Genomic DNA, 26,890 nt, shown 5'->3' on the forward strand with positions numbered 1-26,890 from the left:
AGCGGCAAGCCCAAAACCGCTTAGCTAAATGGGGCGATAACAACTTACTTTAAAGGGAATCGTGATGGTAGGAAACATAAACACCCCGATGTTGGTTGAGGTGTCAAAACCTGAACTTAGTGAGCTAAGCAGTCTTTTTGACCATAGCGAGTTTCCCCCTATCGAAATTGACCAGGCCTTGGTTTATTCCCTCCCGTTGGTGAACCGTTTCCGCCGGATAATTGTGCGCGAGGGCGTGCTGTTGCGTCGTGGGGATTGCTGGGGAGAGTTCGCGCCCTTTTGGGATTATGGACCACATGAATCAAAACGTTGGCTGTGGGCAACGGTTAATGCTCTGACCGAGCCCCTGCCAGACCCGGTACGGCAAAGCGTGCCGGTGAACGTGACCGTTCCGGTGGTATCTCCCGCGCGCGCCACCCAAATCGTAGAGCAAAGCGGAGGTTGCCGCACAGCGAAAGTCAAAGTAGCTGATAGAGGCACTGAACTTGCTGATGACGTGGAACGGGTAAAAGCCGTGCGAGCCGCCCTCGAAAAACAAATCGGCGGGGATTACCAAATCAGGGTTGATGCTAATGGAGCCTGGAATCTGGAGGAAGCGAAAACCGCGATTGCAGCCTTAAATGAGGCAGCGGGGGGTTTGGAATATGTAGAGCAGCCCTGTAAAAGCGCCGAAGAGCTCAGTGAACTGCGTAAAACCGTCTCGGTGCCGATAGCGGTCGATGAGCTGATTCGCCGTTTCCCCAATCCTCTAGCTGAACTGTCAGAAGATTGTGCCGATGTGATGGTGGTGAAAATCCAGCCTTTGGGCGGGGTGCAAGCGGTACTAGATTTAGCTCAGGAAGCTAATAAACGCGGTATGGAAGTGGTGGTTTCTTCCGCAGTCGATAGCGCTATCGGTATCGGCTTGGGGGTGCGTGCTGCTGCCGCCCTGCCCCAGCTTCCGCACGCCTGTGGCCTCGCCACCAGCCAGCTGCTCAAATCGGATATTTCCCGTGAGCATTGGCAGGTCAAAGGCGGATGCTTGGAGGTGCGAGCAGTCGAAGTAAACCCAGATTTAATTCAGGTGGCTGATACGGAACCTCGCCGCGATTTGGTTAAACGATGGAGTCAGCGGATTCGAGATGTGGCGGAGGTAGCGACTAGGTGACTGACGCTTATCTGCCCTCCCACTTGCCCGGCGATAATCACAATCGTCAAACCGCTGATGCCGGTGAAAATATGACCGAATCCGCTACCATCCTCGCCAGGGAAACCGTCAGCGAATTGGTGCGGGCTGGAGTGCGAGATTTCGTCATTAGCCCCGGCTCGCGCTCTGCGCCCCTAACCTATGCTTTAGCTGCGTTAGAGCAGGTCGGTTTGGTACGTACCCATGTTCGTCTTGATGAACGTTCCGCCGCTTTTTTTGCTTTAGGGCTAGCGAAATCTGGCATTTATCTACAGGATTCAGTCAAATCTAGAACAGAGACTACCGGTTTTGAGGACGGCAGTCGCACAACCCTGGCGGCTACCGGTGATAGCGCCACAGATTTAAGCGCTGAGAGCTGCAACAATGAGGGCTTTACAGAGAGCTACACGCCAGTAGCTTTGGTAGTGACTTCTGGTACCGCGGTCGCCGAATTGGGGGCCGGAATTATGGAGGCCTTCCACGCAGGTATCCCCCTGATGGTTTTAACCGCTGATCGTCCTCGCGCCCTGCGCGGCACCGGTGCCAATCAAACTACCTGGCAGGAGGGGATTTATGGTCGCTACTGTCCGGTTGCGCTAGATATTGATGCCACAGAAGATGTGATTGAAGAATCTGTTGAAAAGATTCGTTGCGCCGTGAGGCGAGCCTGGGCTAACGTGTCTGGAAGAATACGGCAGTGCTGCCCGGTGCATATTAATCTTTGTATCGCCCCTCCGCTGGTCAGCAGCGAAAACTGGGAGATTCCGCAAGATTTGCTACAGGCAGAATCTGGCGAGGACGCTGCTATTTTCCCGAGTGTTGCTGGGAATCTAACCCCGACCCACCAAAGTGCCGGCTCGTCCTTAGGAAAAGAGAAAACCCCAGGTGGAAGTGGCTCCGTGGGGCAAGCTGAGGGGCGGCTAAAGGGCGCACTCGCGGCTTTAGACGAGGCAGATAGAGTGCAGGAGGAATTCTCTGCTCCCAGGCCGGAAGCAAAAACGGTGGTAGTTTTAGCTGATCAATGCCCGTTAGCGGTGCAAACGGCCGCTGCTGCTTGGGGCTTGCCGATGTTAGCGGAGCCAACGGTTCGGGTGGGGATTGGCAGTGCGGTGCAGATAGCTCACGGTCCGCAGGTTTTACCCGCTATGGCTTCTGAAATCCGGCAAGTTATAGTAGCTGGTCATGCCACGTTATCGCGTTCGGTTGCGGCGTTGCTTTCCCGCATGGATATTCCGATTTATTCTTTGCCCAGTTTGGGAGCGAAAACTAATCTCACCGGTAAATATGTGGAGACCAGTGTAGAGCGGGTTGGGGAAGTATTTCCTAAAGCCGCTGATACCAGTTGGTTGCAACGTTGGCAGCGCGCCGCCCACGCAGTTGAGGAAGCCTATCGGCGCTGCGTAGATTCACGAGCGGTAACGGTTTGGCAAAATTCGAAGTATGCGGCTCTTGATTCGCGTCAAAGCTCTCCAGGGAAAACTGCTGAGGAGGTAGCTTTAAGTAAGTCTACCAAGGTTGTGTTTGCAACTTCTGGGGATACCGCTAGAGCATCTTTAGCGAGCGAGGTGGCGCATCGGCTGCGGCTGTCCCATTCGGATAATAACGCTGAACTTGAGGAGAGTCTGCGGGAGTTAGAAATGGGAATAGACCCGTTTGCTTTTGCCCGCATTTATGAGGACGTGTACGCGCCGGAATCCAGTCAGGGCTGCACGCCGCCCTTGACGATGTTGGGGGCTTCTAACACGATTCGGGCTTTTGATTTAGCTGCTCGGGGAGGGCGGGGAATCAGGTATTGCGCGAATCGGGGACTGTCCGGGATTGATGGGAATATTTCGACCGCCTTGGGGTTGGCTGCCGGAACTGGTCGGGCAGTGCGTCTGATTGCCGGGGATTTGACCTGTCTGCACGATTTGACGGGTTTGCTGACGGGGCAGCTGGAAAAACAACCAGTCGTTCAGGTGATGGTGTTAAACGATGGGGGTGGCAATATCTTTGCTACTTTGGAGCATGGCGAGCAGCGCTACCGGGAGGTATTTCCGCGTTATTTCTTGACCCCGCAGCGTTTTGATTTTTCTGCATTGGCTACTGGGCTGGGCTGGGATTATCGTTGCGCTCAGGACGCAGAGGAGCTGAAGAAGATTCTTCGGGAGACTCCGCGCCGTGAAATCGTTGAAATTAATGCTTACCTGCCGGATTTGCGTTCTCGCAGAGCTTTACTGGAATCCGCCATTTCTAACGAATTATCTGTGTAGCCTGCTTGGTTGCAGACTTGCTGTTAGTGGATTCAGATTTTATTCCTCTTATGCTAATCTAAATCTGTTGGAATTCCTTAATATAATCCTCGGTTCTGGTCTGTAAGTCGAAGGCTAAGGAATCGGGGGGGGGGAGATAATGTAAATGAAATTATTTAAGAAAATAGCAGGTGCAACTTTAGCGGGTGCTGTTGCCCTGTCTTTTAGTGCTGTTCCCGCATTTGCGGCAGCTAAGGATGACTATCCAGCTAAACCTCCCGCAGAGAAAATCAAGGTTTATAATCCTTGGGATTTAACTGACCAAGAGGTCAAAACCCTTCAAGAAAAAGTTAAAGCTGCGAACCCTGAGGCGTTAAATGTAACGATTGAGGGTGGGGTTGCAACCTTGCTCTATAAGGACATTTCAACCAATACGTTGGATGTTGCAGATATTACTAAATATGCCTGGACTACCGATAACGACTCCCATGATTTTCCGCAGCTGCCACTGTGGCAAAACAATGGCAACACCGTTTCTGCCCCTGATTACCCCTGGGATACGGTAAATCTTTACTTCTTCCGCGGTGATACTGCTGGGTTGGTAAACCACAAGATGTATTTAGAAAATCTGGCATTACCGGGTAATCCCAAGAATAAAAAGGGTGAAACCATCCGCACGCCCTCAATCTCTCAAGTTAAGTTAAATGCCGATGGTAGACCGTACGTGGAAGTACAGGAATTGCCGAAAGGTCTACTTCTGGACATGGCAGATAGTGGACAGGTTAAGTCTGATGCTGATGGTAGTTATCCTCAGTATGAAATAAAAGTACATGGCACAGTTGCTCTTGATGCGAAATTAGGTGACCATAAAACCACCTATACGGTTTACCGTGCCTCCAACAATCAAGATAAATCAGTTGGCAAGATGTATTACGTCGTTAAGCCGCTTAAGGATAAGTACGAGCCCGTTCTTGACCAGACTTTGAATAACGTAAATAAACCCATTGAAATTTCGAGTCTCACCGAATTAACCTCCGATAAAATTAACGAGGCAAAAGCGGTAACTTTTAAAGCAAAATCGAAGGCAAGCGACGCTGATTATAACGAGACAGATTTGCAGCTTCCTGAAGGTACAAAACTTGTACCCGATTCTATTGATCCTACAAAGATCGGAGTTGCCCAAGAGATTACCGTAAACGTCAAATACAAGGACGATCAAAAAGGCGACTCCATTGACACTGTCAAGATGTTCGTAAAAATCAACTTCGCAGATCCGGTTGTGGTTGCGGTTGATGATGTTGCTAAGTTGACTGCTGGTGAGAAGGATGCTGTTAAGGCTGCGGTTAAGGCTGCTAATCCTAATCTTCCTGATACTGCTAAGGTCGAGGTTGCTGATAACGGTAAGGTGACTATTTCTTATGCTGATGGTTCTTCGTCTGTGATTGAGCCTGCTAAGACTGTTCGGGCTAAGACTGCTGCGGAGAAGGCTAGTTTGGTTGATCCGGTTGTGGTTGCGGTTGATGATGTTGCTAAGTTGACTGCTGGTGAGAAGGATGCTGTTAAGGCTGCGGTTAAGGCTGCTAATCCTAATCTTCCTGATACTGCTAAGGTCGAGGTTGCTGATAACGGTAAGGTGACTATTTCTTATGCTGATGGTTCTTCGTCTGTGATTGAGCCTGCTAAGACTGTTCGGGCTAAGACTGCTGCGGAGAAGGCTAGTTTGGTTGATCCGGTTGTGGTTGCGGTTGATGATGTTGCTAAGTTGACTGCTGGTGAGAAGGATGCTGTTAAGGCTGCGGTTAAGGCTGCTAATCCTAATCTTCCTGATACTGCTAAGGTCGAGGTTGCTGATAACGGTAAGGTGACTATTTCTTATGCTGATGGTTCTTCGTCTGTGATTGAGCCTGCTAAGACTGTTCGGGCTAAGACTGCTGCGGAGAAGGCTAGTTTGGTTGATCCGGTTGTGGTTGCGGTTGATGATGTTGCTAAGTTGACTGCTGGTGAGAAGGATGCTGTTAAGGCTGCGGTTAAGGCTGCTAATCCTAATCTTCCTGATACTGCTAAGGTCGAGGTTGCTGATAACGGTAAGGTGACTATTTCTTATGCTGATGGTTCTTCGTCTGTGATTGAGCCTGCTAAGACTGTTCGGGCTAAGACTGCTGCGGAGAAGGCTAAGCCAGGAAAATCTCAGGACTCGAAGACAAAGCCAGGTAAGGGATCTGTTTCCGGTCGTTTAGGAAATACCGGCACTCAAGCATATGTAGCACTAATCTGCTTCATCACAATGCTAGGAGCCGGAATGGCATTAGTATCAGTCCGTAAAAAGGCGAAAAACTAAAAAAATAACTAAATAACCATTTGAGCTACAGCTAGTTATCGGCATTAACCTGGATAAGGGTCGATAACTAGCTGTAGCTTTCTTATAACTAACGGCTAATATGCATAGCGCTTTAAGAAAACACGCCAAGTTCGCGTTTTTAGATATCTCAGTATACTTACGCTGTTAATGCCCGAATCATTGGTGACATTTTGGTTTCAGTCTCGACCAGTTCGCGCTGAGGATTAGAATCCCTCATAATGCCAGCACCAGCAATAACTCGGTAAATATCGCCACGGGAATGATGCCGCTGCGCGCACCGCAACGCGATTGCCCATTCGCCCTCGCCACTGGCATCCATCCAGCCTATTGGGGCAGCGTAACGCCCCCGATTCATTGCTTCTAGTTCGCTAAGGCGGGCTGCTGCAACTTCGCGCGGTTTGCCGCACACAGCCGCGGTGGGGTGTAAAGCTCCAGCAGCGCTCAGCGAGGTTACGCCCTGGTCTGCTAGGTTTTCGGCAGTAATATCGGTTGCTAAATGGGTAACATACCCTAGGCGGAGTAGCCGCGGGGAGGGGACTTGCAAATCGAGACCGAGGTTCACAAGTGATTCTTCGGCGCTTTGCACCGCTAATCGGTGTTCTAGCTGCTCTTTAGGGTCGGTAAAGAGATAATTCTCCTTGGTGGGAATAGCCGAGCCAGCCAGGACGCGGCACAGCAGTTTCCCGTCCAGAACGCTGGCTAGCATCTCGGGGCTAGCTCCCACCAGGTCGTCTATCGCATATGTCCAACAGTTTGGGTATTGATTTGCGAGGTAGTTTGTGACTCTAAGTAAAGAAATCTCCTGGTCAAAGCGAAGTTGTATGTCGCGGGCGAGTACGATTTTCTCGGCTCTACCACTTTGAATTTCGCTTCGTGCTCGCCCTACTGCCTGCATCCAGGCTTGCGGATTTAGATGAGGATAGCTTTTCTCGATACAGACTGGAGCGCTTTCCCCGCCGTGACTGGGCATTTTTGCCTGCAGGGTCGCTGGTTTCGCTACGGCTAATGTGGGGTCAGAGGAACACCCCGTAGTTATTGTTTGGCTGGAGTTAGTGGCTAATTTGTCGCTTCGCGTTTGGAAGGAAACTGGCTCGCATCCTTGAGAATTACTATTCTCACCTTGTAAACGCGCCTGCCAAAGCCAGGTTCCACTATCAGTGCTTACCACCGCGAGGGCTGGTATTAGCAAAATGGAGGGAGTGGAGGGAGTGAAACCGAAACTACCGAATACCAACGGCCAGGTAGGTGTCGAATCTGCCTTGTATCCATCAAACTGAGCGCTAGTTTCTTTCCGGAAAATAGGATTATCGGTATTGGCGGCAAGGGGTGCGGGCTGAGAGTCCGGAAGATATTCCTGATCCGCATTGCCATTTGGGAAAATAGCGGTGTTATATATTTGGTTTCTAAGGTTTTGACTGTGTGAACACAGCTTTTGCCAGGTGGTTTGGGCTTTAAGGAAACTGTCTGTCCCGCTAAAAGATTCCTGCCACGCTATTCCTATTCCGGCTATCTTCAGGCGCTGTCCGCTCCATACGGTCAGGGCGTTTTCCGCGGGTAACTGCGCGGAAAGTCGCTGCTGATTTTGCTGTAGATACGCAATTAGCTGGTCGAACTGGCAGCCGTGTTCGCTCAGCCGGCATACGTGATACTGCAAAACTTTGCTTGCGGATAGGCTGTATGGGCACACGATTCCTCATGATAAGTCAGGAAGCTGCTAGAAACGAACCGATTCGCTGCATGAGGGCTTTCTTCGGTGAGTTACTGGGGTGTTACATCTTTCGGGCCTGCTTGATTCTCACGTTAATGCCCTCCGCAGGCGAAACTGCATCCCAACACAAAACCACCCTCTCTGTGCAGAATCACCCTCCCGATACGAAATCGCCCTCCCTAACTAGCCATAACTGTCTCCTAATCCCTCAAATCCCAGCCAATCTGCACCTATAACCGTAACTGGGAGGGTGCTTTTGTCTGTGGAGGGTGGAAATGTTACGGGAGGGTGAAAAAGTTGCGCCGACCTGAAACCGGGAGGGTGACTATGTCTGCGGAGGGTGAAAATGTCACGGGAGGGTGAAAATGTTGCCACTAACGCCACAAAATCGCCCTCCCTGTACAGAATCACCCTCCCGATTTGTAGTTAAGACTTAAAAAAAGAGGGTTTGCACGCGAACTGGGAGGGTACTTTTGTCTGCGGAGGGCGGAAAGGTCGCCTAGACCTGGAACTGGGAGGGTGAAAATGTTATGCCGACCTGAAACCGGGAGGGCGATATGGTCTGTGGAGGGTGGAAATGTTGCGGGAGGGTGAAAATGTCGCCGCTAATGGCACAAAACCACCCTCCTTGTGCAGAACCGCCCTCCCGATTTGTAGTTAAGACCTAAATAAGAGGGTTTGTACGTGAACTGAGAGGGTGCTTTTGTCTGTGGAGGGTGGAAACGTTGCGGGAGGGTGGAAACGTTGCGGGAGGGTGGAAATGTCAGCTCTAATGCCATAAAACCACCCTCCTTGTGCAGAACCGCCCTCCTGATTTGTAGGTAAGACTTAAAAAAGAGGGTTTGCGCGTGAACTGGGAGGGTGCTTTTGTCTGCGGAGGGCGGAAACGTCACGGGAGGGCGGAAATGTCATGGGAGGGTGAAAAAGTTGCGCCGACCTGAAACCGGGAGGGTGAAAATGTCACGGGAGGGTGAAAATGTTGCCACTAACGCCACAAAACTACCCTCTCTGTACAAGAACCACCCTCCCGATGTAAAACCGCCCTCCTGATGCAAAAACCCCCTCCCAACACAAAAACACCCTCCCGATCTAAAACCATCCTCCCTGTGCAGAATCGCCCTCCCGATTTGCTGCTAAGACTTAAAAAAGAGGGTTTGCGCGTGAACTGGGAGGGTGCTTTTGTCTGGGGAGGGCGGAAATGTCATGGGAGGGTGAAAAAGTTGCGCCGACCTGAAACCGGGAGGGTGAAAATGTCACGGGAGGGTGAAAATGTTGCCACTAACGCCACAAAACTACCCTCTCTGTGCAAGAACCACCCTCCCGATGTAAAACCGCCCTCCTGATGCAAAAACACCCTCCCAACACAAAAACACCCTCCCGATGTAAAACCATCCTCCCTGTGCAGAATCGCCCTCCCGATTTGCTGCTAAGACTTAAAAAAGAGGGTTTGTGCGCGAACTGGGAGGGTGCTTTTGTCTGTGGAGGGCGGAAATGTCATGGGAGGGTGAAAAAGTTGCGCCGATCTGAAACCGGGAGGGTGACTATGTCTGCGGAGGGTGAAAATGTCACGGGAGGGTGAAAATGTTGCCTCTAACGCCACAAAATCGCCCTCCCTGTACAGAATCACCCTCCCGATTTGTAGTTAAGACTTGAAAAAGAGGGTTTGTGCGCGAACTGGGAGGGTGCTTTTGTCTGTGGAGGGCGGAAACGTCACGGGAGGGCGGAAATGTCACTGCTAATGCCAAAAATCGCCCTCCCTATGCAGAACCACCCTCCCGATGTAAAACCACCCTCCTGAACTAGCCATAACTGTCTCCTAATCCCTCAAATCCCAGCCAATCTGCACCTAAAACCGTAACTGGGAGGGTGCTTTTGTCTGTGGAGGGCGGAAACGTCACGGGAGGGCGGAAATGTCACTGCTAATGCCAAAAATCGCCCTCCCTGTGCAGAATCACCCTCCCGATACGAGATCCCCCTCCTTGTGCAGAATCGTCCTCCTGATTTGTAGTTAAGACTTAAAAAAGAGAGTTTGTGCGTGAACTGGGAGGGTGCTTTTGTCTGTGGAGGGCGGAAACGTCACGGGAGGGCGGAAATGTCAGCGCTAATGGCACAAAAACACCCTCCTTGTGCAGAACCGCCCTCCCGATTTGTAGGTAAGACTTAAATAAGAGGGTTTGTGTGTGAACTGGGAGGGTGGAAATGTTACGCCGACCTGGAAGCGGGAAGAGCTTTTGTCTGTGGAGGGCGGAAATGTTGCGGGAGGGTGAAAATGTCGCCGCTAATGCCACAAATCACCCTCCTTGTGCAGAACCGCCCTCCTGATTTGTAGGTAAGACTTAAAAAAGAGGGTTTGCACGCAAACCGGGAGGGTGACTATGTCTGCGGAGGGCGGAAAGGACAGTAATCCGTCGCCATCGACAAAGCATGAGAGAGCGCAGCTTGAACAAACCCATGGAATCAGTCACAAAAGTGCAAATATTTCGTAGTCAGGTTTGACCCTTCGCCGCTCCGTAGCTAATTTTAATAACGGTGCCCGCGATACCGGGCTCCAGAGATGCGTTCGTTACGCAAGCTCCTGGGCAACCAGTTGCAGCCGCCGGCTTAAACTGTAAAAGTCCAGTTCGCTCAGTTACGGCGCAAACTAGCCAGATTTTCTGGCGCGGGCTCTTCTGCTTTGAGCTCCGGACGTAAAGGGTAAGTCAGTCAGGCGTAATCCGCTGACCACCTAGGCAAGCATCCTGCAGCCTTGACCTTGCGGACCGGCCCCAGCGGTGGATTATGCCCGATTCTGGGGTCAGATATTTCGGTACCGCGTGGCAATAGTTTAGACATTCAGTAACAGGAGAAGTAGTGCCTACCATCCAACAGTTGGTCCGCAAAGGACGCTCAACTAAGAAGGCGAAGAGTAAAACTCGCGCGCTAAAGGGTTCCCCTCAGCGTCGTGGCGTTTGCACTCGTGTTTACACCACCACCCCGAAGAAGCCGAACTCGGCATTGCGGAAAGTGGCACGTGTGCGCCTATCCAGCGGTATTGAAGTAACCGCTTACATTCCCGGCGAGGGACATAATCTGCAAGAACACTCCATCGTGCTGGTGCGCGGTGGACGTGTAAAGGATCTGCCCGGTGTGCGTTTCCACATTGTGCGCGGTGCGTTGGACACTCAGGGTGTTCGTGACCGCAGCCAGGGTCGATCCAAGTACGGCGCAAAGAAGGAGAAGAAGTAGTATGCCTCGTAAAGGTCCAGCTCCTAAGCGCCCTTTGGCAGTTGATCCGGTTTACAACTCGACCATTGTTACCCAATTGGTCAATCGGGTGCTGCTAGATGGCAAGAAATCATTGGCGGAACGTATTGTTTACGGCGCACTCGAGGGTGTACGTGAACGTACCGAGCAAGAACCGGTCAGCGTCCTCAAACGGGCTATGGAGAATGTTCGCCCCGCCCTTGAGGTGCGTTCTCGCCGCGTTGGTGGCGCCACCTATCAGGTACCGGTAGAGGTTCGCCCTGCTCGGGCAACCACTTTGGCTTTGCGCTGGTTGGTTGATTATTCACGCCAACGTCGCGAAAAGACTATGACCGAACGCCTCATGAACGAGATTTTGGATGCTTCCAACGGCCTGGGTGCTGCGGTGAAGCGTCGTGAAGACATGCACAAGATGGCGGAGTCCAACAAGGCTTTCGCTCATTACCGCTGGTAAACCTAACCGGAAGGAACGATTGTGGCATTAGAAGTGCTTGCTGACCTCTCTCAGGTTCGCAACATTGGCATCATGGCTCACATTGATGCTGGTAAAACCACTGTAACCGAACGCATCCTGTACTACACGGGCATCAACTACAAGATTGGGGAAACCCATGATGGTGCCGGAACTATGGACTGGATGGAGCAGGAAAAAGAACGCGGTATCACCATTACTTCCGCGGCTACTACCTGTTTTTGGAACGGTCAGCAGATTAACATTATTGACACCCCTGGTCACGTTGATTTTACCGTAGAGGTAGAGCGCTCTCTGCGCGTCCTCGACGGTGCAGTTGCTGTTTTCGATGGCAAAGAGGGCGTGGAGCCCCAGTCGGAAACCGTTTGGCGTCAAGCTGACAAGTATGACGTTCCCCGTATCTGCTTCATCAACAAGATGGACAAGCTCGGCGCGGACTTCTACTACTCGGTAAAGACCATTGAGGATCGTTTGCACGCCCGCCCGGTAGTTATGGTGCTGCCGATTGGCGCGGAAGCTGATTTCAAAGGGATTGTAGATTTGCTGGAAATGAAAGCAGTCTACTTCCCCGAGACTTTCAGTGCCGAGCAGGCTCAAAAGGCTGGCGGCAAGGTTAAAGAGGGCGACGCTACTCTAGGTGCGGTGCTTGAATACGCCGAGATTCCGGACGATTTGAAAGATCGCGCCGTTGAATACCGTGAAAAGTTGATTGACACCGCCGCGGAAGCTAATGACGAATTGATGGAGGCTTACCTAGAAAACGGTGAGCTAAGCAATGAGCAGATTATTGCCGGTATCCGTGAGCTCACTTTGAAGAGCGAAATCTACCCGGTATTTGCGGGCAGTGCTTTCAAGAATAAGGGCGTACAGCCGGTTCTAGACGCTGTTTTGCGTTATCTGCCTTCGCCGTTAGATGTTCCCGCTCTTGAGGGTCATCTGCCAGGAGACGAAGAAAAGACGGTTCTTTGTCCTCCGAAAAACGATGCTCCTTTCGCTGCCTTGGCGTTCAAGATTGCAGCTCATCCTTTCTATGGCAAGCTAACTTATGTCCGGATTTATTCCGGGCAGATTAAGGCTGGCTCTAACCTGACTAACGCCACCAAAGACAAGAAAGAGCGCGTTGGCAAGATTTTCCAGATGCACTCTAACAAGGAAAATCCGATTGAGGTCGCGCACGCAGGTAATATCTATGCGTTCGTGGGGCTTAAAGATGTTACTACTGGTGATACCCTTTGCGAGAGTTCTCATCCGGTAGTGCTAGAGTCTATGAACTTCCCTGATCCGGTTATCCACGTCGCGATTGAGCCCAAGACCAAAGCCGACCAAGAGAAACTAGGCATTGCTATTCAGCGTCTGGCGGAAGAAGACCCGACTTTCACGGTTCGTCTCGATGACGAAACTGGTCAGACCGTTATCGGTGGTATGGGTGAGCTACACTTGGACGTGCTGGTAGATAGGATGAAACGCGAGTTCCACGTGGAAGCAAACGTGGGCGCACCGATGGTTGCTTATCGCGAAACTATCCGCAAGACGGTAGAGGATGTAGAGTACACTCACAAGAAGCAGACTGGTGGTTCTGGTCAGTTCGCTAAAGTACTGGTTACTTTCGAACCGCTTCCTTTGGATGCGGAAGAACCGTACGAGTTTGTAAACAAGATTACTGGTGGACGTATTCCGCGTGAATATATTCCGTCGGTCGATCACGGCATTCGTGAAGCCATGGAGGGAGGCGTTTTGGCTGGTTATCCTTTGACCGGTATCAAAGCGACTCTGACGGATGGTGCTTACCATGACGTAGACTCTTCGGAAATGGCGTTCAAGATAGCTGGTAACATGGTTTTGAGGGAGGGTGCACGTCGCGCCAAGCCCGTATTGCTCGAACCGATTATGGCCGTTGAGGTCAGAACTCCGGAAGAGTATATGGGTGACGTGATGGGTGACCTTTCTTCTCGCCGCGGATTCATTCAGTCCATGGATGACGTGAACGGAGTGAAAGAAGTCCGGGCAAAGGTTCCGTTGTCGGAAATGTTTGGTTACGTGGGTGACCTGCGGTCTAAGACCCAGGGGCGTGCGGTATATACCATGCAGTTCGACAGCTACGATGAGGTTCCGAAGTCGGTTGCTGAGGAAGTCATCGCTAAGACCCGAGGCGAATAGCCCTCGCGGGTGCCTTTATTTTATTAAATATCACAAATAACCCGTAGGAGATCATTCGCGTTGGGTGTTAGCCTTAACAGTGACAACCAAGCGATAGATAACTACCCGAGTCCAGGAGGACATTAATTGGCTAAGGCTAAGTACGAGCGGACTAAACCGCACGTTAATATTGGTACTATTGGGCACGTTGACCACGGCAAGACTACCTTGACCGCGGCTATCACCAAAGTGCTGCACGACACCTATCCGGAACTGAATGCGTTTACTCCTTTCGAGGACGTAGACAACGCTCCGGAAGAGCGTGAACGCGGGATTACTATTAACGTTTCCCACGTTGAATACCAGACCGAAAAGCGTCACTACGCACACGTAGACGCTCCTGGTCACGCTGACTACATCAAGAACATGATTACTGGTGCTGCTCAGATGGACGGCGCAATCCTGGTGGTTGCCGCTACTGACGGTCCTATGGCTCAGACTCGCGAGCACGTACTGCTCGCTCGTCAGGTGGGCGTTCCGGCAATCCTGGTTGCTCTGAACAAGTGCGACATGGTTGATGACGACGAGATGCTGGAACTGGTTGAGGAAGAATGCCGCGACCTGCTCTCCAGCCAGGACTTCGATGGAGATAACGCTCCTATCGTTCGTGTTTCCGCTTTGAAGGCTCTTGAGGGCGACGAACAGTGGGTTGGTCAGGTTAAGGCGCTTATGGATGCGGTTGATGAGTTCATTCCTGAACCCACCCGCGATTTGGATAAGCCCTTCTTGATGCCGATCGAGGACGTGTTCACCATTACTGGTCGTGGCACCGTAGTTACCGGTCGTGTTGAGCGCGGTAAGCTGCCTTTGAACTCCGAGGTTGAGATTCTGGGTATCCGTGATCCGCAGAAGACCACTGTTACCGGTATCGAGACTTTCCACAAGTCCATGGATCAGGCTGAAGCTGGTGACAACACCGGTCTGTTGCTGCGTGGTATCAAGCGTGAAGACGTTGAACGCGGTCAGGTTGTGGTTGCTCCTGGTTCTATCACCACTCACACCCAGTTCGAGGGTCAGGTCTACATCTTGAAGAAGGACGAGGGTGGTCGTCACAAGAGCTTCTACTCTGGCTACCGTCCTCAGTTCTACTTCCGTACCACTGACGTGACTGGCGTTATCACCCTGCCCGAGGGCAAGGAAATGGTTATGCCTGGTGACACCACTGAAATCTCGGTAGAGCTGATTCAGCCTATCGCTATGGAGGTTGGTCTGGGCTTCGCTATTCGTGAAGGTGGCCGTACCGTTGGTTCCGGTCGTGTAACCAAGATTGATCTGTAAACTAATCTGACGATTAGTTTCTAATCTTTTTAGTTGTGCCTGGGAGGTTAGCTCCCAGGCACAACTTTTTTTATGTGCGCCTTTAATTGAGGTAATGCCGGTTAAGGCTTTCCTCGAAGTTATGTGGACTCTTTTTGGGATTATTCCTACATAAGACCGGGTTGAGCGGGAGTATTAGAGGAGATAGCTAAAGATAGATAGGCAGGATTACAGCCCCCTTGGTATCGCTCACTGGAGACGGAGAATACTGCCGGGCAAACCGTGAGAACTTTTCGATGGGCGTAAAGTCCTAGTGGTGACGGCACAATCTGAGTTTTATAAAAATAGCCGATTTTTCTTCGTTAAAATCTTGTTATCTAGATTGTGGTAAAGCTATAATAATACTTAATTGACGGTAGTTCCCTCTCTCACTTTGTTGGGGGGGGGGGGATTACTCATATGCAAAGTATGAAGATTGTTAGGTGTAACGTGGCAGGACATAACAAATCTCAGAAATTGGTAGCGGTGCTAACCCTGTTAGGGCTGGTTATTGCGTTAATTCCGGTGGCAGTGTTGGCGTTGCCACAGGCGCAAGCAGAACCTTCCGACCCTAGTCACCCGATAATTGGAGGAGCGGACGACCCGTGGCCGCTAGATTCTCCCCGAGAGCTAGAATCTCAAGACATTAAAAATGCTGGCTCGGTTGCGCTAGTCTTTGAGTTTGGGTCTTGGTACGGTTATCAAACTATGGGTGGCGCTATCCCAGGAACTGCCGGTAGAGCCTGTCCGCACGATTATCCCGAAATACCAGCCTCCCGAAAACGCCTAAATGATGGTCAATGGAACTCTAATTGCCGAAACTGGGATCAGAATCAGGCGGTAGCCAAGGTTATCGAAGGGCTCAAAGGATCCCCCCTGTCGGTCGGTATTTACCACTATGCCCGTAAACAAGACCAAGGAAGATACGGCAATAACACCCCCGACCTGAAAGCCACGTCACTGGCAGATGCGGCTGGTTATCAGAAAGTCATGGATAAGGTCTGGTCATTGGATGCCACCAATGGCAAGGGCGGAAACATGGAAACTGGATACGGCGGAAACAGTGAGTGGGGTTTAGGTAAACTCTACCGGGATATGTACCTGTACAAGCAAGAACAGTTAAAAGAACACGGGGGGGAACCCGGATTCGTTCCCCGTCCTCTCTATTCCAAAATTATTATCATGTCGGTTTCAGATCCGCACTGGCATCTGAGTAAGTCGGTAACCACCACGGATAATATCTGTAAAACCAATTATACAGAATGGGCGGTCGTTCACGACGCAGAGGGACGTTTCGTAGATGACCCCGAGAACCTTGATTCACAGTTTTTACATCAATGCCTGTGGAATGGTCTGCCGTTAGAAAGGAATCCGGGGCGGGCAGGGATGCTAGATGTTGCCCGCATGATTCGCGGTATGGGAGCCGATATCCGCACGATGGGTATGGGGGACTGGGTTGATAGATTCCCCAATTCAACTGGTGGTGGTGAATCCACTCGCCATATGTTCCTGAGGGCTTTAACCGGGGTGCAGGACTATAAACAACCCACTAGCAACTATCAATACATTCCTTTCCCCTCTGATAGTGCTGGGGCTCCAAACGGTCACTTTGCTTACCCGAACGGTAACTATTATCGGAATCCCGCAAAAGACGGTATTGCCAACGGTACTTTTGAAAAATCTATGCGTGGGTGGATGTGGGAGGATACCCACCTTTCATTAACCTCTGACCTACTTGATGGGGATTTCCGCTATGTGAAACCGAATTCGCGGCAAATCATTAACTTTAGCCCTCTCAATGCCTCAACTACTGCCCAGAACCATACCACCGGCAGTGACGGGCGAATAGTTATCAACCTAACCAAGGCGCAAATGACCAGGGGAGTTGATGTTCGCCAACCGGAACGAACCGACAAGTATGTCTTTACCCAATTCCAAGGGCATAATGCCCGCTGTCGCGGGTTAAACAGAACAGATGGACAATCCGAAGATTTCTTCCCCGAAAATCTTGACAAAGATGCTAGTGGTAGAACTGGATTTAGAATAACGGCAGACCAATACAACAAATTCTTCTCCATTAAATGTTCTAGCTATTCACGACCGCTGCAAAAAATGCAGCTAATCAAGAAAGCTGGAGTAGAAAACGAACAAATTCGTTACGAGATTGGCGGACAGCCCACCGCCTACCAGGGAGGCGTCAGCTATGGTTTCCAATGGAAGTGCACCGATCCCAAGGCAAAAGACCCCCAGGCGGTAGTTGCGCAAGGAACTGCTAACCGCCAAGTAAAAGGGCTAAACGTAGCTGTTACCTTAGACCCGATAGATATTTCCGATGTCGCGATGCCGGTCGGCACGCAATGCACAATTAACGAAACCCTGAACCTACCGGCAGGGTACACCCTGGCAAAAGCGAATTCACTTTTCACTTCCAACACTGAAGTCAAAGGAACCAACTTCAAGCTAGACGAAACCCAAACCCAGAAAACTAAAGACGGTGGACAATCTGTTTCCAACAAGATAGTGGGTAATGTCCAGTTATTTAACCCGGACAACACCACTACCGAGATTTCGCAATTAGTTTCAAACACCACCTATTCGTCGCTGCGAGCGCATATCAAAATTGATGTAAAGTTCTCTAACTCTGGTAACGATGCGGCGATAGCAGCAAAAATCGCTAACGGTACTTTACCGAAGAAGATTCCGGTTTACTACAATTGCCGTTTCATGCCTGACCCCACTAAACCCCCGGAACTTCCCGAAACGAACGTGGGTTCCTATCCTGGTTTCGTCGGAGTGGACTGGGTAGGAGTAAACACTGATGGGACCGCCAGTATTACCCTCGGTAAAGACCAGAAAGGAAATGATGTCTGGCCGGTTGGGACTCACTGTTTATTTGCTACCACTCCGCCAAATGCTAATATCCACGGACCGAACCCGGCAATAGGGCAACCGGTAAAGATTCCCGGAGTCGTAACCAAAGACAGCTACAGCTCCACGATTTGCGCCGAAGATGCCATCAGTAAACCAAGCGCTGCCAAGAAATGTAAAAACAATTATTTCTGGGTTCATTCCGGCGGAGAACAAGTCATCCACCTCACCGAGGATTTACAGCGCCTGAAAGGGAAACTGCGGGTGACTAAACAACTCACCGGCGAGGCCGCTAGCCAGGGGATTGGCAAGGACTTCCCTATGCATCTGTCCTGTCAAGACGAAGGAAATAATCTGCCGGTAAACGGTAAAGAAACCTACAATTTCAGTGTCAAACGTTCAGAGCCGCAAATAGTGGAGAATGTTCCTGCCGGAGCCTCCTGTACCCTGATCGAGGACGCGCAAGGCAGCGCCCTCCAAAACGCTGAAGTGGCAATACCAGCACCGATAAAAATCACTCCCATTGCTGACACCACCGTTATAAAAGATGTCACCGTCACCAATGACCTGACCTATAAACGGGCAAACCTGAAAATTAATCACACTGTAACCTGGAAAAACCCAGAACCTGAGGCAGCAACCCAGCAGGTCTTAATGACTAAAGATAATCTGATTACTGCCTCCTGCCGGGTTCCCGGCGAGGCAGCACAACCAGATAAAACCGTTACCATCACTGGAAATGGGGCTCAAACCCTGACGGATTTACCGGCTGGTTCAATCTGCAATATCCAATCAGTGCCGCAAGACATCAACGATATTGCCGTAAACTATGAAGCTGCCCCGAAACAAGTCACCATTCCTGCCAGCGGGACTGCAACTGTGGATTTAACTACCACCTATTCCTTACCGGCGGCGGGCAGTTGGTATCTGCGCCCGGTAATTCATTCGCGCCCTGAATATCAGGCGCTACGCAGCTTAATCCCCGATAAGGTAAACGCTACCCTTAAATGTGAGGGCGCGGCTGATACTCAAACAGTTGCCATCGATTTGAAGAATGGTAGTCCCACCGAGATAGCAACCGCAGGGATTCCCTCTCAAGCGAACTGCACTCTCAGCGGACAACTAATCCCGCAATCAGAAGAAAGTAAGTTTGAGGTACGTTACGCCATTAATGGTGATAACTACGAGCAGGCAGAAAAGGGAGCAAAGCTAACGGTGAATGCGGTAGCTCCCGAAAGCGGAAAGAGCAGAACCCAAGCTTTACACCTGTGGTTCAAAACCAAAAATACCAGCGTAAACCTGGCTTCTAGCTCTAGTATGTGGACCTCTAAAGCAGCGAACGCGACCGCAACTACAGACAGAATCCCGGTACCCGATCAGTGGCGTAAAGCCGCCCTCGGGATAGCTGCCAATGATGCTGATAGCAAAATGGTTCCCCTAAATGTTTCCTGCAAACTAGGTTCCGGAGCCAACGAATCCACGGTGACCTATCCGCTGCACCTATCCAACGGGGGCAGCGCGAAATCCCTGAGCGTACCTAACGGCTGGAACTGCTCTGTGAGTGCTACCCAAGCCGCGTTAAAGATTCCGGGAACTACGTTACAGAAACCGGAATGGGAGGGCGCAAACGGCACGGCTGCCACTAACGGATACCAATACGATTGGACTTCCGGTGACGGGCAAAGCATTACCCTAAAACGTGACTACCGGATGCAGCTCGCCTCTTTCAACCTCAAAAAGAAAGTTGGTGGTGAAGGGGTAACCATTATCTCCGGGGATAAACAGTTCCAAATGGACTGGACCTGTACCCTGAACGGGAAAGCGATTAACATTCCTGCTCCGCGTACCATTGATGTAAACACCAATGCCCAGGCAAGCTTTGGTGATGACCTGGCTTCCCGGCTGCAAAACCTTAAACCCAGTGGTAGAGCCACTATGGGACGTTTTTTGCAAGGTGAATGGCACGTGGTTGATGCCCTGCCGGCGGGAGCGGTCTGTACCCTCACCGAAAACTCCGATAATGCACAGGTAGAAAACACCGTTTGGGATCACTACTGGGAGATAACTGACGGCTACCGCAGCCGTGAACCTGCCACTGCTTGCGAGGCCTCCTCAGATAAATGTCGCCCCGCAGATGAAGGGACTACGGTTAAAGCCCAAGTGCTGTTACCGCGGGATAAAGAAGCCAAAGCTAATCCCTACTTCAACAACGAAAAAGACAACCCCAAAGATTCGCAAGGTAAGCCCCGCAACCCGGTAGTTCCCGATACCTTGCCCGAGAACTTTGCGGGAACTATGGTTCCTTGGAACAACTACACTTTCCAAAAAACCCAGGTGAAAGCTAGTTTGAATAATAGTGGTAACGGGGCTGCGCTCGCCCACGGGAAAACCTTTAGCGCCCGTTTGTACTGCGCCCCGCCTCCTCTGATTGGAGCTGAAGGGGCAGAACTCCCCGGCAGTGCTGCCGCGATTATCAATGTTGAACTCACCTTTAAAGAAAGTGAAACCAACCCGGGAACCTGGGAGGACGCGGTCGCTAATCAGTTGATTCCGGTGAATTATCGCTGCGTATTAGCGGAAGCAAAATTCCCGCAACTAGATGCTAAAGTCACCACCACCATTACAAAAGATGCGACCCAACCAACTGTGACTGCCGATAAAGACGGATTGACCGACCTGTTCGCCTACAATAAAGGGAAAAACTCGCAGGCGAAAGATGATTCTAACCTGAACTTGCAGAGCGGCGATCAGCAAATCCTCGGATTTATTGTGCACCCCCAGTTGGTAAATGATGCTCAAGAATCACAAAAGCAATCCCTGTTCACTATCGAAAACAAGTTTGATCGCCCGGCAGCGAACGTTAAAGTTGCGCAGGTGGTGCGCAAGGATAGTACCGACACGGATATGTCGTTCGGGCAGGTATTGGTCGATAAAGGGCAGGTAGGATACCGGGTTCACTATCGGTGTACCGACAAATATCTAAAAGAGACGGGCGGCGACCCCAAGGTTTACCAAGGATCGGCAGATTTAGCTGCTGACTCTACGGTGAGCTTGTTGTCCGGGCAAGAGGGCGCAAACTTCGTACCCGCCACCTCCAAATGCGTGTTCTGGCATGAAAACCAAGACGGCAAAGACCCGGTAGCAACCTATGCGCCCCAACTGTCCCTAAACCCCAGTGCCACGGTAACAACCGAGGGAACGCCAAACCAAGAAGAGAAATCCGCTAACCAGAGCAAACCGGATTCCCTAAAGGTTAGCCCCCTAAATCTGGATAAAGAGGGTAAGAAAGTAACCACTATTACTTTTGAAGATTTCTACTTTGCCCCCTACGCCAAATACGAGGTAGGAACAGCGGTAGAGGGCGCGCGTCGCGATGAAGTGCTACCCGCTGACATCAAATATCAGTACAGTTACTCCTGTTCCTACCCCGAGGGGCTTCCAGTACCCGCTGCCTATGCGGATGGGAAATATCCCAAAGTAGAGGGTACAACCGACCAGGCAGAGCGAGGCAAATTCGTTGCCCTACCGAAAGTGCCGGTCGGAAGCACCTGCGTAGTCACCGGTAATAAACCCGATACTTCCGCCACCCCCTATTTGAAAGTGGCAGGAAACTGGGTGCCTTGGGACGCAGATAAACTAGGGTTCTTCCTAGAAGACAGCACCAACTTTAACCAACCGGGTTTGGTAAAGAACGCCCTTAGCAGTTCGCCCTTTACAGTCACCTTAAATCAGGATACGCAGCGCGGGGTAGTGCTGTACTCGGTCTATACCAACGGCTCCAAAGTGCGTATCTATAAAGCTGACAGCCCCAAAGGAAACGTTATCCCCGATGCTTCCTTTAAGCTGGTCAAAGCAAACCAGAACGGCAAGCCAGGGGAGGAAATACCCCTGAAAGCAGTTGCGGGACAAAACGGGGTTTATGAATCCGCAACGGAGCTGGCTCCTGGAAGCTACCTGGTGGCAAACATTAATGCCGGTAAGAACGCCGGAGAACGATTCCCATTCGACTGGAAGTTTGACATCACCCTTGACCCGGTGACCCAAGCAGATGCCCAAGACACCCAAGTTGGGCTGAGCGGGGAAACTCAAAGTTCCGGACTGGTCGCCGTCTATAAGCCGACTACCCAGATTAACGCCTGGCAGATAGAGCTAGCCGATGTAACCTTCGGGAACCTGCCCTTAACCGGCGGGTATTTGCCGTGGCTCTGGGCGTTCGGCATATCCCTAGTGTTGGCATCGGCAGCCGTAATGTGGAATAGGAGGCGCGAATGAAAAAAGTACACCGCGCCCTCTTGCCGCGCCTCCCCGCTGGGTGGATGCTGGCTGCCTGGAGGAGGTCTTTGGTTCGGCAAAGATTCTTCCGCTCCGGCATTGACCCTGGGTAATAGGGGGTAAAACGTAAATCTTGAAGACAAGCAAATAAGGAAATAACCAAACTGGAACGTAAACTCCACAGAACACGAAGAGGTAACCATGTTTACGACAAACAATAAATTAGTTCGCAAAGGGATGGCGCTAGCAGCCGCCCTAGGGATGAGTGCCCTGGGATTGGTAGCCATTGGCGCGCCTGGCGCCAGCGCCGCCCCCGCTATTGATAAAGACCAAGAATTCACCATTTCAGTAGAACCCCAGGTAGGAGAAACTGGGGTAACTGCTGATGGTAAGAGTGGCAAATTTGATGAAAATAAAAAACTATCCTCAGGTACTTTCAAGCTGGAAAAAGGTGACTACGATGTGACCACTACCGCTGGTTACAATGAAGCCACCAAGGCGACTACCGCCACGTTCAAACTGGCAACCTCGCCAGCTCCAGAAACGAAAGACTTGGATGCCAGTGGTAAAACTTCGTTTACGGTCAAGCCTGGTTTGTACCGTTTGACCCAAACCAAGGCTCCTACCGGATCTAAAGCGGCGCTTCCGTCCTTAATCCTGATTCCAATGACTGATCCGGATACTGGAACCTGGATGGATACCGTGACCGTATATCCCAAGAACGGTTCCGCGGGGAAGATCACCAAGAAAGACATCACCGCCAAAGACCAGGTAGTTAAGCCTGGTTCCGAGATGAAGTTCGAGATTGAATCTCCGATTCCTACCTTGACCGCGAAGGCTGACGGTGACAAGTTAAAGAGCTACAAAGTCACTGATACTCCTTCGGGACCGCTGAAGGTTGATAGTACCAACTCCAAGATTGAGAAAGTGGAAATTGTAGATGGCGCTACAACAACAGCGCTTGTGACTACTGACTACACCGTTGTTGAGAATCCTTACGGAATTCAGCTAACTGCTGATGGACTTGCCAAGCTAGATGACAATTCAGGCAAGACCCTGCGAGTGACCTTGACCGGTAAAGTTGCCCCCAAAGGTGACGAAGTTTGGCAAAAAGAAGCCAGTGAATGGGTTATTAAGAACAAGGCTGCCTACAACTACGACTCGGAGAAAGGTGAAAACGGCGGCAGTGAAACTGATCCTCAAGACCAGCCGGATATTCCGATGGCTAAGCTGAAGGTAAATAACAAAGATGGACAAACCTCAATCAACGATAAAAATGCGGAGTTCAGCGTCTACGCTTGTGACGATGCCGCTACTGGTGATGCTTCCACCAAAGGTGAAGCCATTTTGACCGGTCTAAAAGCTGGCAAAGTCAGCGACGAGCCCCTAGCGGCACGTGACAACAATCTGTGCATCGTGCAGACTAAGGCTCCTGAAGGATACGAATTGGGAAGCGCCGTCCAAAAAGTCGGTTTCGATAAGACCGCGGTTAAAGCCGCTGCTGATGCCAAAAAGGCAGTAGAGGTAGAGTACCAGAACACGCTAAAGAGTTCCGATATCCTATCTAAGCTGCCGCTAACCGGTGGAGCGGGCATCGCCCTCTTCCTGATTGTGGCAGCCGGATTGCTAGGCGGAGCATACTACTATGCTCGTCGCAACCGGGTACGCGCATAACTAAAATAGAGTGTCGGGGAGCAAATCGCTCCCCGACACTTAATAGCAAGGCGAAAATTGGGGAAAAAAGAGACAGCTAATAAAGCAAACGGTCAGCGGGAGCAAAACAGCAAACGCAGCCGCGGCTCTACCTTGATTCCCGTAATCTTGGCGTTGGCGGGTATTGCGGTGTTGCTCTACCCCGTGGTAGCAACCCAATGGAACAATGCCCGCCAACTCCAAATCGCCTACGAATACTCAAAAGCAGAAAAAAATCTAGATAGGCAACAGCTGTCTGAATCCTTCAAGGCAGCGCAGGCATACAACCAGCACACGCCAGGAGCCCCCATCCTAGACCCCTGGCTGGCGCGGGTAGCCAAAGACAACAACCCCTATCAGGTATATTTAAGACAACTAAATATCGTCCCGGAAATGGGGCGTCTAGTAATCCCCGGAATCAAAGTAGATTTACCTATCTACCACGGTTCCCAGCCAGACACCCTAGAACGCGGAATCGGGCATCTGTACGGATCCTCCCTCCCAGTGGGGGGAAAAGGAACCCACGCGGTACTCACCGGGCATAGCGGACTTTCCACAGCCACTTTGCTAGACAACCTCCCTGAGGTTAAAAAAGGTGACGCTATCTATATCCAGGTAGCGGGGCAAAAGCTCAAATACCAGGTGAAATGGATTCAAGTAGTACGTCCCAATGAGGTCAAAAGCCTGCAGCGGCAAGAAGGCAAAGACCTCCTAACCGTCCTAACCTGCACGCCCTACGGAATTAACAGCCACCGGCTGCTGGTGACCGGGGAGCGAGTACCGATGGATAAAACCGACCCCTTCGCCGGAGCCGGAAAGCTGGAATGGCCATGGTGGATGGGAGCCATAATTTTTGTGGCCTGCCTGGCCGCCCTGCTTCTCGGCTGGTGGCTGTGGAAACAGCGCCGCCGCGAAAAGGACGAAGAAGATAACCAGAAAGCATCCGGGGAATCACCCCCGACACCTCCTGACGGAACGACCGTCAGGAGGCCAGAAATAACTAAACACTACCCACCGCGAAACGCAAGGAGAAAACAGTGAACAGTAAGCGACACAAGCTGACAGCAAGCTTGGGGCTACTGGCTGCACTAATGCTTGCCCTGGTACCAGCATCAGCGATAGCCTCACCGCAATCCGATCAACCAGTAGTAGTGGGAGATATCGCCGGTCTCGACCCGGCAACCATCAACCCGGCACGCCTAGGGAAACTAACCGTTAATAAGACCGCTGCTAATCCCTATGATGACCCGACGCCCGGGCAAAAGCCGAACGGACCGGCCGGCGGGCAAGTAATTCAAATTAACCGAGTCAAAGGGGTAGATTTAGTAAGCGCCGACTGGGCGCAGCTACAGAAAATGACGGTTAAGCAGGCAAAAGATAAAGGTTTAGAAGCTGCCAAGACCGCAGTCACTGATGAGGGTGGCAAGGTTACCTTTACCGACGTTCCGGTAGGGCTATACCTGGTCAGCGACCAGAAGCCGGCGGACACCACTCATAAATATGGTCGTATCAAACCGTTCCTAATTACCATGCCCGCTGGCAATCCTGACCTGCATGTATGGACTTTTAATGTCGAAGTAACTCCTAAACTAATGAGCGAAGCTACCCCGGCTCCCACCCCTAAACCAACCACCCCACCATCTCCGCGTATGCCGAGGACAGGTGCGATGGTGACCGGCAGTCTGCTGCTTGCCGCCATGCTATTTAGCACCGGTTTCTTGATTGCTGCTTCGCGGCGTCGCCAAGACGAAGAAACCCCCGACGCCGCTTAAAGAAACCCCCGCCGCCACTTTAGGAATTCCGGCGCAACTGAATACTCCTTTCCCCCGCACGGTATCCAAGGCCGCGCGGGGGATTACTATGCGCCGAACCTACTGCGAATCGTGCGCCCGGATGCCTATCGCAGTCAGGTGCACGGGAGCTTATCCCGATTGAGTCCGCGCGGGGAAAGGTTTTTCCTCCCGCTATTTCTGCGCGGCTCTGGTTCGCTAAAAGCACTCCGAGATTCTGCGGTCGGCTTTGTGGGGGGCGGGGAGGAGGTTTTTGCCTCCTGCCCAAAGACTTTGAAAAGACTAGAGTCTTTTCAAAGTCTTACGCCCACCTAGCCTAATCGGCATAAAACCTCCTCCCCGCTGTATCTAGTTAGCGTGTCCTTTCCATATGTATTACCGGCCGCGACCCGCGCGCACTCGGTTAAAACTTTCCTCCCGCGCTCAAACTAAATGAGGCACCACACCGCCTTCGCGCTCAAAAAACATAAGGTACGCCGATGCTTTGCAGTAAAGCGCTGTAGTCTGTTATTGTTGAGCTATAGCTCCTCGCCGTCCTCCGGGATTGGCGAGGTTTATTCTATCTATGGGTGCGAAATGGATAAACCAGTAAAAAACATGGCGCTGGTCATCGACTATCAGAATGTACACCTTAGCGCGCACGAAATCTTCGCACCGAGCAGTCCCATAGAAGATTCCCTGATCTGCCCCGTGAACTTTGCCCGCCAGCTGCAAAAGGTAAAGAATACGGGTTCTCTGGAAAAATTGGGCTGCTCTTTTCTTATTAGCCGAGTCGAAGTTTATCGAGGGCTGCCCTCTTCGGAAGCCAACCCGCAAGCAAATGCTCGAAATCTAAAGCAACGAGAACAACGGATGAAGTCCGCTAAGTTGCACGATTTATCATTGGAAGTTGTTTATCGTCCCTTAAAGTACAAATATCTTCCTTACCCTGAGCGAGGTATCGATTTGTCGGTTAGTCCCCAGGAGAAAGGGGTGGACGTACTTTGCGCGCTCGCGCTCGTCCGACTAGCTTCTTCTGGGAATTTCGATGGTGTCATCTTAGCCTCTAGAGACAGCGATTTAACCCCAGCAATTGAGCAAGCTCACGAATACTGCCAGGTGGAAGCCGTAAAATGGCTTAATAACGACTTGCCATATACGAGGGGATCGTTGAGCCCAGACGGATTCCGGCTTTGGACCACGAATATGAGGGCGGAAGATTACCGCGCTTCTTTGGATTTACACGACTACAGCCTTAAGTAACATCACACAACTTGCATGGGATACTTAGCGATCCGTGGTGCCTCATGTCAATTTGGGTATTAACCCCAGGAATACTATGAAGTAAAGGAAAGGGGAGATTGTATTATGTCTGTATCTATTAGTTTGACTGACGAGGAACAACGTTTAGCCTCCAGCTATGCGCGCATTCATTCAATCTCTCTCGGTGAAGCCTTTAAACAGGCGTTCTTTGAACGGCTTGAAGATGAATACGATTTACAGATAGCGCGCGAAGCTCTTGATGAATACGAGCGCGATGGCCGCAAATCACGTCCCATTGAGGAACTTTGGGAAGAGTGCGGTCTATGAAATAGATCCGCAAACATTGCCAAACACCT

At 51.2% G+C, this 26,890-nt stretch carries 15 protein-coding genes; 13 read left to right on the forward strand and 2 right to left on the reverse strand.

Annotation, left to right across the window (positions count from 1 at the left end):
* Window positions 1-64: 64 nt before the first annotated feature.
* The 3 genes from PG728_RS05670 to PG728_RS05680 all read left to right on the forward strand — a co-directional run bounded on the left by PG728_RS05670 (window position 65) and on the right by PG728_RS05680 (window position 5,734).
* Complete coding sequence (locus tag PG728_RS05670) at window positions 65-1,147, forward strand: o-succinylbenzoate synthase (protein ID WP_270626270.1); 1,083 nt, start codon at window positions 65-67, stop codon at window positions 1,145-1,147.
* Window positions 1,144-3,417, forward strand: coding sequence for a thiamine pyrophosphate-binding protein (locus PG728_RS05675; RefSeq protein ID WP_270626272.1), 2,274 nt, complete (start codon window positions 1,144-1,146; stop codon window positions 3,415-3,417). The genes PG728_RS05670 and PG728_RS05675 overlap by 4 nt, the downstream gene beginning before the upstream one ends.
* Before the next feature lie 145 nt (window positions 3,418-3,562).
* A complete protein-coding gene (locus tag PG728_RS05680; RefSeq protein ID WP_270626275.1) occupies window positions 3,563-5,734 on the forward strand; it encodes a hypothetical protein in 2,172 nt (723 codons plus the stop codon).
* Between the two features lie 157 nt (window positions 5,735-5,891).
* Here the strand turns inward: PG728_RS05680 and PG728_RS05685 are convergent, their stop codons facing one another.
* Complete coding sequence (locus PG728_RS05685; protein WP_270626277.1) at window positions 5,892-7,442, reverse strand: isochorismate synthase; 1,551 nt, start codon at window positions 7,440-7,442, stop codon at window positions 5,892-5,894.
* A gap of 2,871 nt (window positions 7,443-10,313) precedes the next feature.
* Between PG728_RS05685 and rpsL the strand changes: the two genes are divergently transcribed.
* From rpsL to tuf, 4 genes are all read left to right on the forward strand, one after another.
* Window positions 10,314-10,688 (forward strand): 30S ribosomal protein S12, encoded by a 375-nt coding sequence (gene rpsL, locus PG728_RS05690; RefSeq protein ID WP_072510686.1) that lies wholly within the window; start codon window positions 10,314-10,316, stop codon window positions 10,686-10,688.
* A gap of 1 nt (window position 10,689) precedes the next feature.
* Entirely contained in the window at window positions 10,690-11,160 is a 471-nt protein-coding gene (gene rpsG, locus PG728_RS05695) for a 30S ribosomal protein S7 (RefSeq protein WP_072510687.1), read from the forward strand.
* Between the two features lie 21 nt (window positions 11,161-11,181).
* Window positions 11,182-13,335, forward strand: coding sequence for an elongation factor G (gene fusA, locus PG728_RS05700; protein ID WP_072510688.1), 2,154 nt, complete (start codon window positions 11,182-11,184; stop codon window positions 13,333-13,335).
* A 126-nt stretch (window positions 13,336-13,461) separates the two neighbouring features.
* Window positions 13,462-14,652 (forward strand): elongation factor Tu, encoded by a 1,191-nt coding sequence (gene tuf / locus PG728_RS05705; RefSeq protein ID WP_072510689.1) that lies wholly within the window; start codon window positions 13,462-13,464, stop codon window positions 14,650-14,652.
* A 146-nt stretch (window positions 14,653-14,798) separates the two neighbouring features.
* Here the strand turns inward: tuf and PG728_RS05710 are convergent, their stop codons facing one another.
* Window positions 14,799-14,957: a hypothetical protein gene (locus tag PG728_RS05710; protein WP_270626281.1), complete on the reverse strand. Its 159-nt coding sequence runs from the start codon at window positions 14,955-14,957 to the stop codon at window positions 14,799-14,801.
* A gap of 133 nt (window positions 14,958-15,090) precedes the next feature.
* Between PG728_RS05710 and PG728_RS05715 the strand changes: the two genes are divergently transcribed.
* The 6 genes from PG728_RS05715 (at window position 15,091) to relB (ending at window position 26,861) form a co-directional block, all read left to right on the forward strand.
* On the forward strand, window positions 15,091-21,810 hold the full coding sequence (locus PG728_RS05715; RefSeq protein ID WP_270626283.1) for a DUF5979 domain-containing protein: 6,720 nt from the start codon (window positions 15,091-15,093) through the stop codon (window positions 21,808-21,810).
* A 201-nt stretch (window positions 21,811-22,011) separates the two neighbouring features.
* Window positions 22,012-23,484 (forward strand): SpaH/EbpB family LPXTG-anchored major pilin, encoded by a 1,473-nt coding sequence (locus PG728_RS05720; protein WP_270626285.1) that lies wholly within the window; start codon window positions 22,012-22,014, stop codon window positions 23,482-23,484.
* A gap of 57 nt (window positions 23,485-23,541) precedes the next feature.
* Window positions 23,542-24,543: a class C sortase gene (locus PG728_RS05725; RefSeq protein ID WP_333558166.1), complete on the forward strand. Its 1,002-nt coding sequence runs from the start codon at window positions 23,542-23,544 to the stop codon at window positions 24,541-24,543.
* Window positions 24,540-25,274 (forward strand): pilin N-terminal domain-containing protein, encoded by a 735-nt coding sequence (locus PG728_RS05730; RefSeq protein ID WP_270626287.1) that lies wholly within the window; start codon window positions 24,540-24,542, stop codon window positions 25,272-25,274. The genes PG728_RS05725 and PG728_RS05730 overlap by 4 nt, the downstream gene beginning before the upstream one ends.
* A gap of 531 nt (window positions 25,275-25,805) precedes the next feature.
* Window positions 25,806-26,534 (forward strand): NYN domain-containing protein, encoded by a 729-nt coding sequence (locus tag PG728_RS05735; RefSeq protein WP_270626289.1) that lies wholly within the window; start codon window positions 25,806-25,808, stop codon window positions 26,532-26,534.
* A gap of 105 nt (window positions 26,535-26,639) precedes the next feature.
* Window positions 26,640-26,861 (forward strand): type II toxin-antitoxin system RelB family antitoxin, encoded by a 222-nt coding sequence (relB, locus tag PG728_RS05740; protein ID WP_270626291.1) that lies wholly within the window; start codon window positions 26,640-26,642, stop codon window positions 26,859-26,861.
* Window positions 26,862-26,890: the final 29 nt, after the last annotated feature.

Origin of the sequence: Varibaculum timonense (assembly GCF_027694345.1) — a bacterium.
Taxonomy (GTDB): domain Bacteria; phylum Actinomycetota; class Actinomycetes; order Actinomycetales; family Actinomycetaceae; genus Varibaculum; species Varibaculum timonense_A.

Coding starts and splice junctions, on each gene's coding strand:
- PG728_RS05715 (WP_270626283.1), top strand. CDS start 15,091: ATGCAAAGTATGAAGATTGTTAGGTGTAACGTGGCAGGACATAACAAA.
- PG728_RS05670 (WP_270626270.1), top strand. CDS start 65: ATGGTAGGAAACATAAACACCCCGATGTTGGTTGAGGTGTCAAAACCT.
- PG728_RS05720 (WP_270626285.1), top strand. CDS start 22,012: ATGTTTACGACAAACAATAAATTAGTTCGCAAAGGGATGGCGCTAGCA.
- PG728_RS05680 (WP_270626275.1), top strand. CDS start 3,563: ATGAAATTATTTAAGAAAATAGCAGGTGCAACTTTAGCGGGTGCTGTT.
- rpsG (WP_072510687.1), top strand. CDS start 10,690: ATGCCTCGTAAAGGTCCAGCTCCTAAGCGCCCTTTGGCAGTTGATCCG.
- relB (WP_270626291.1), top strand. CDS start 26,640: ATGTCTGTATCTATTAGTTTGACTGACGAGGAACAACGTTTAGCCTCC.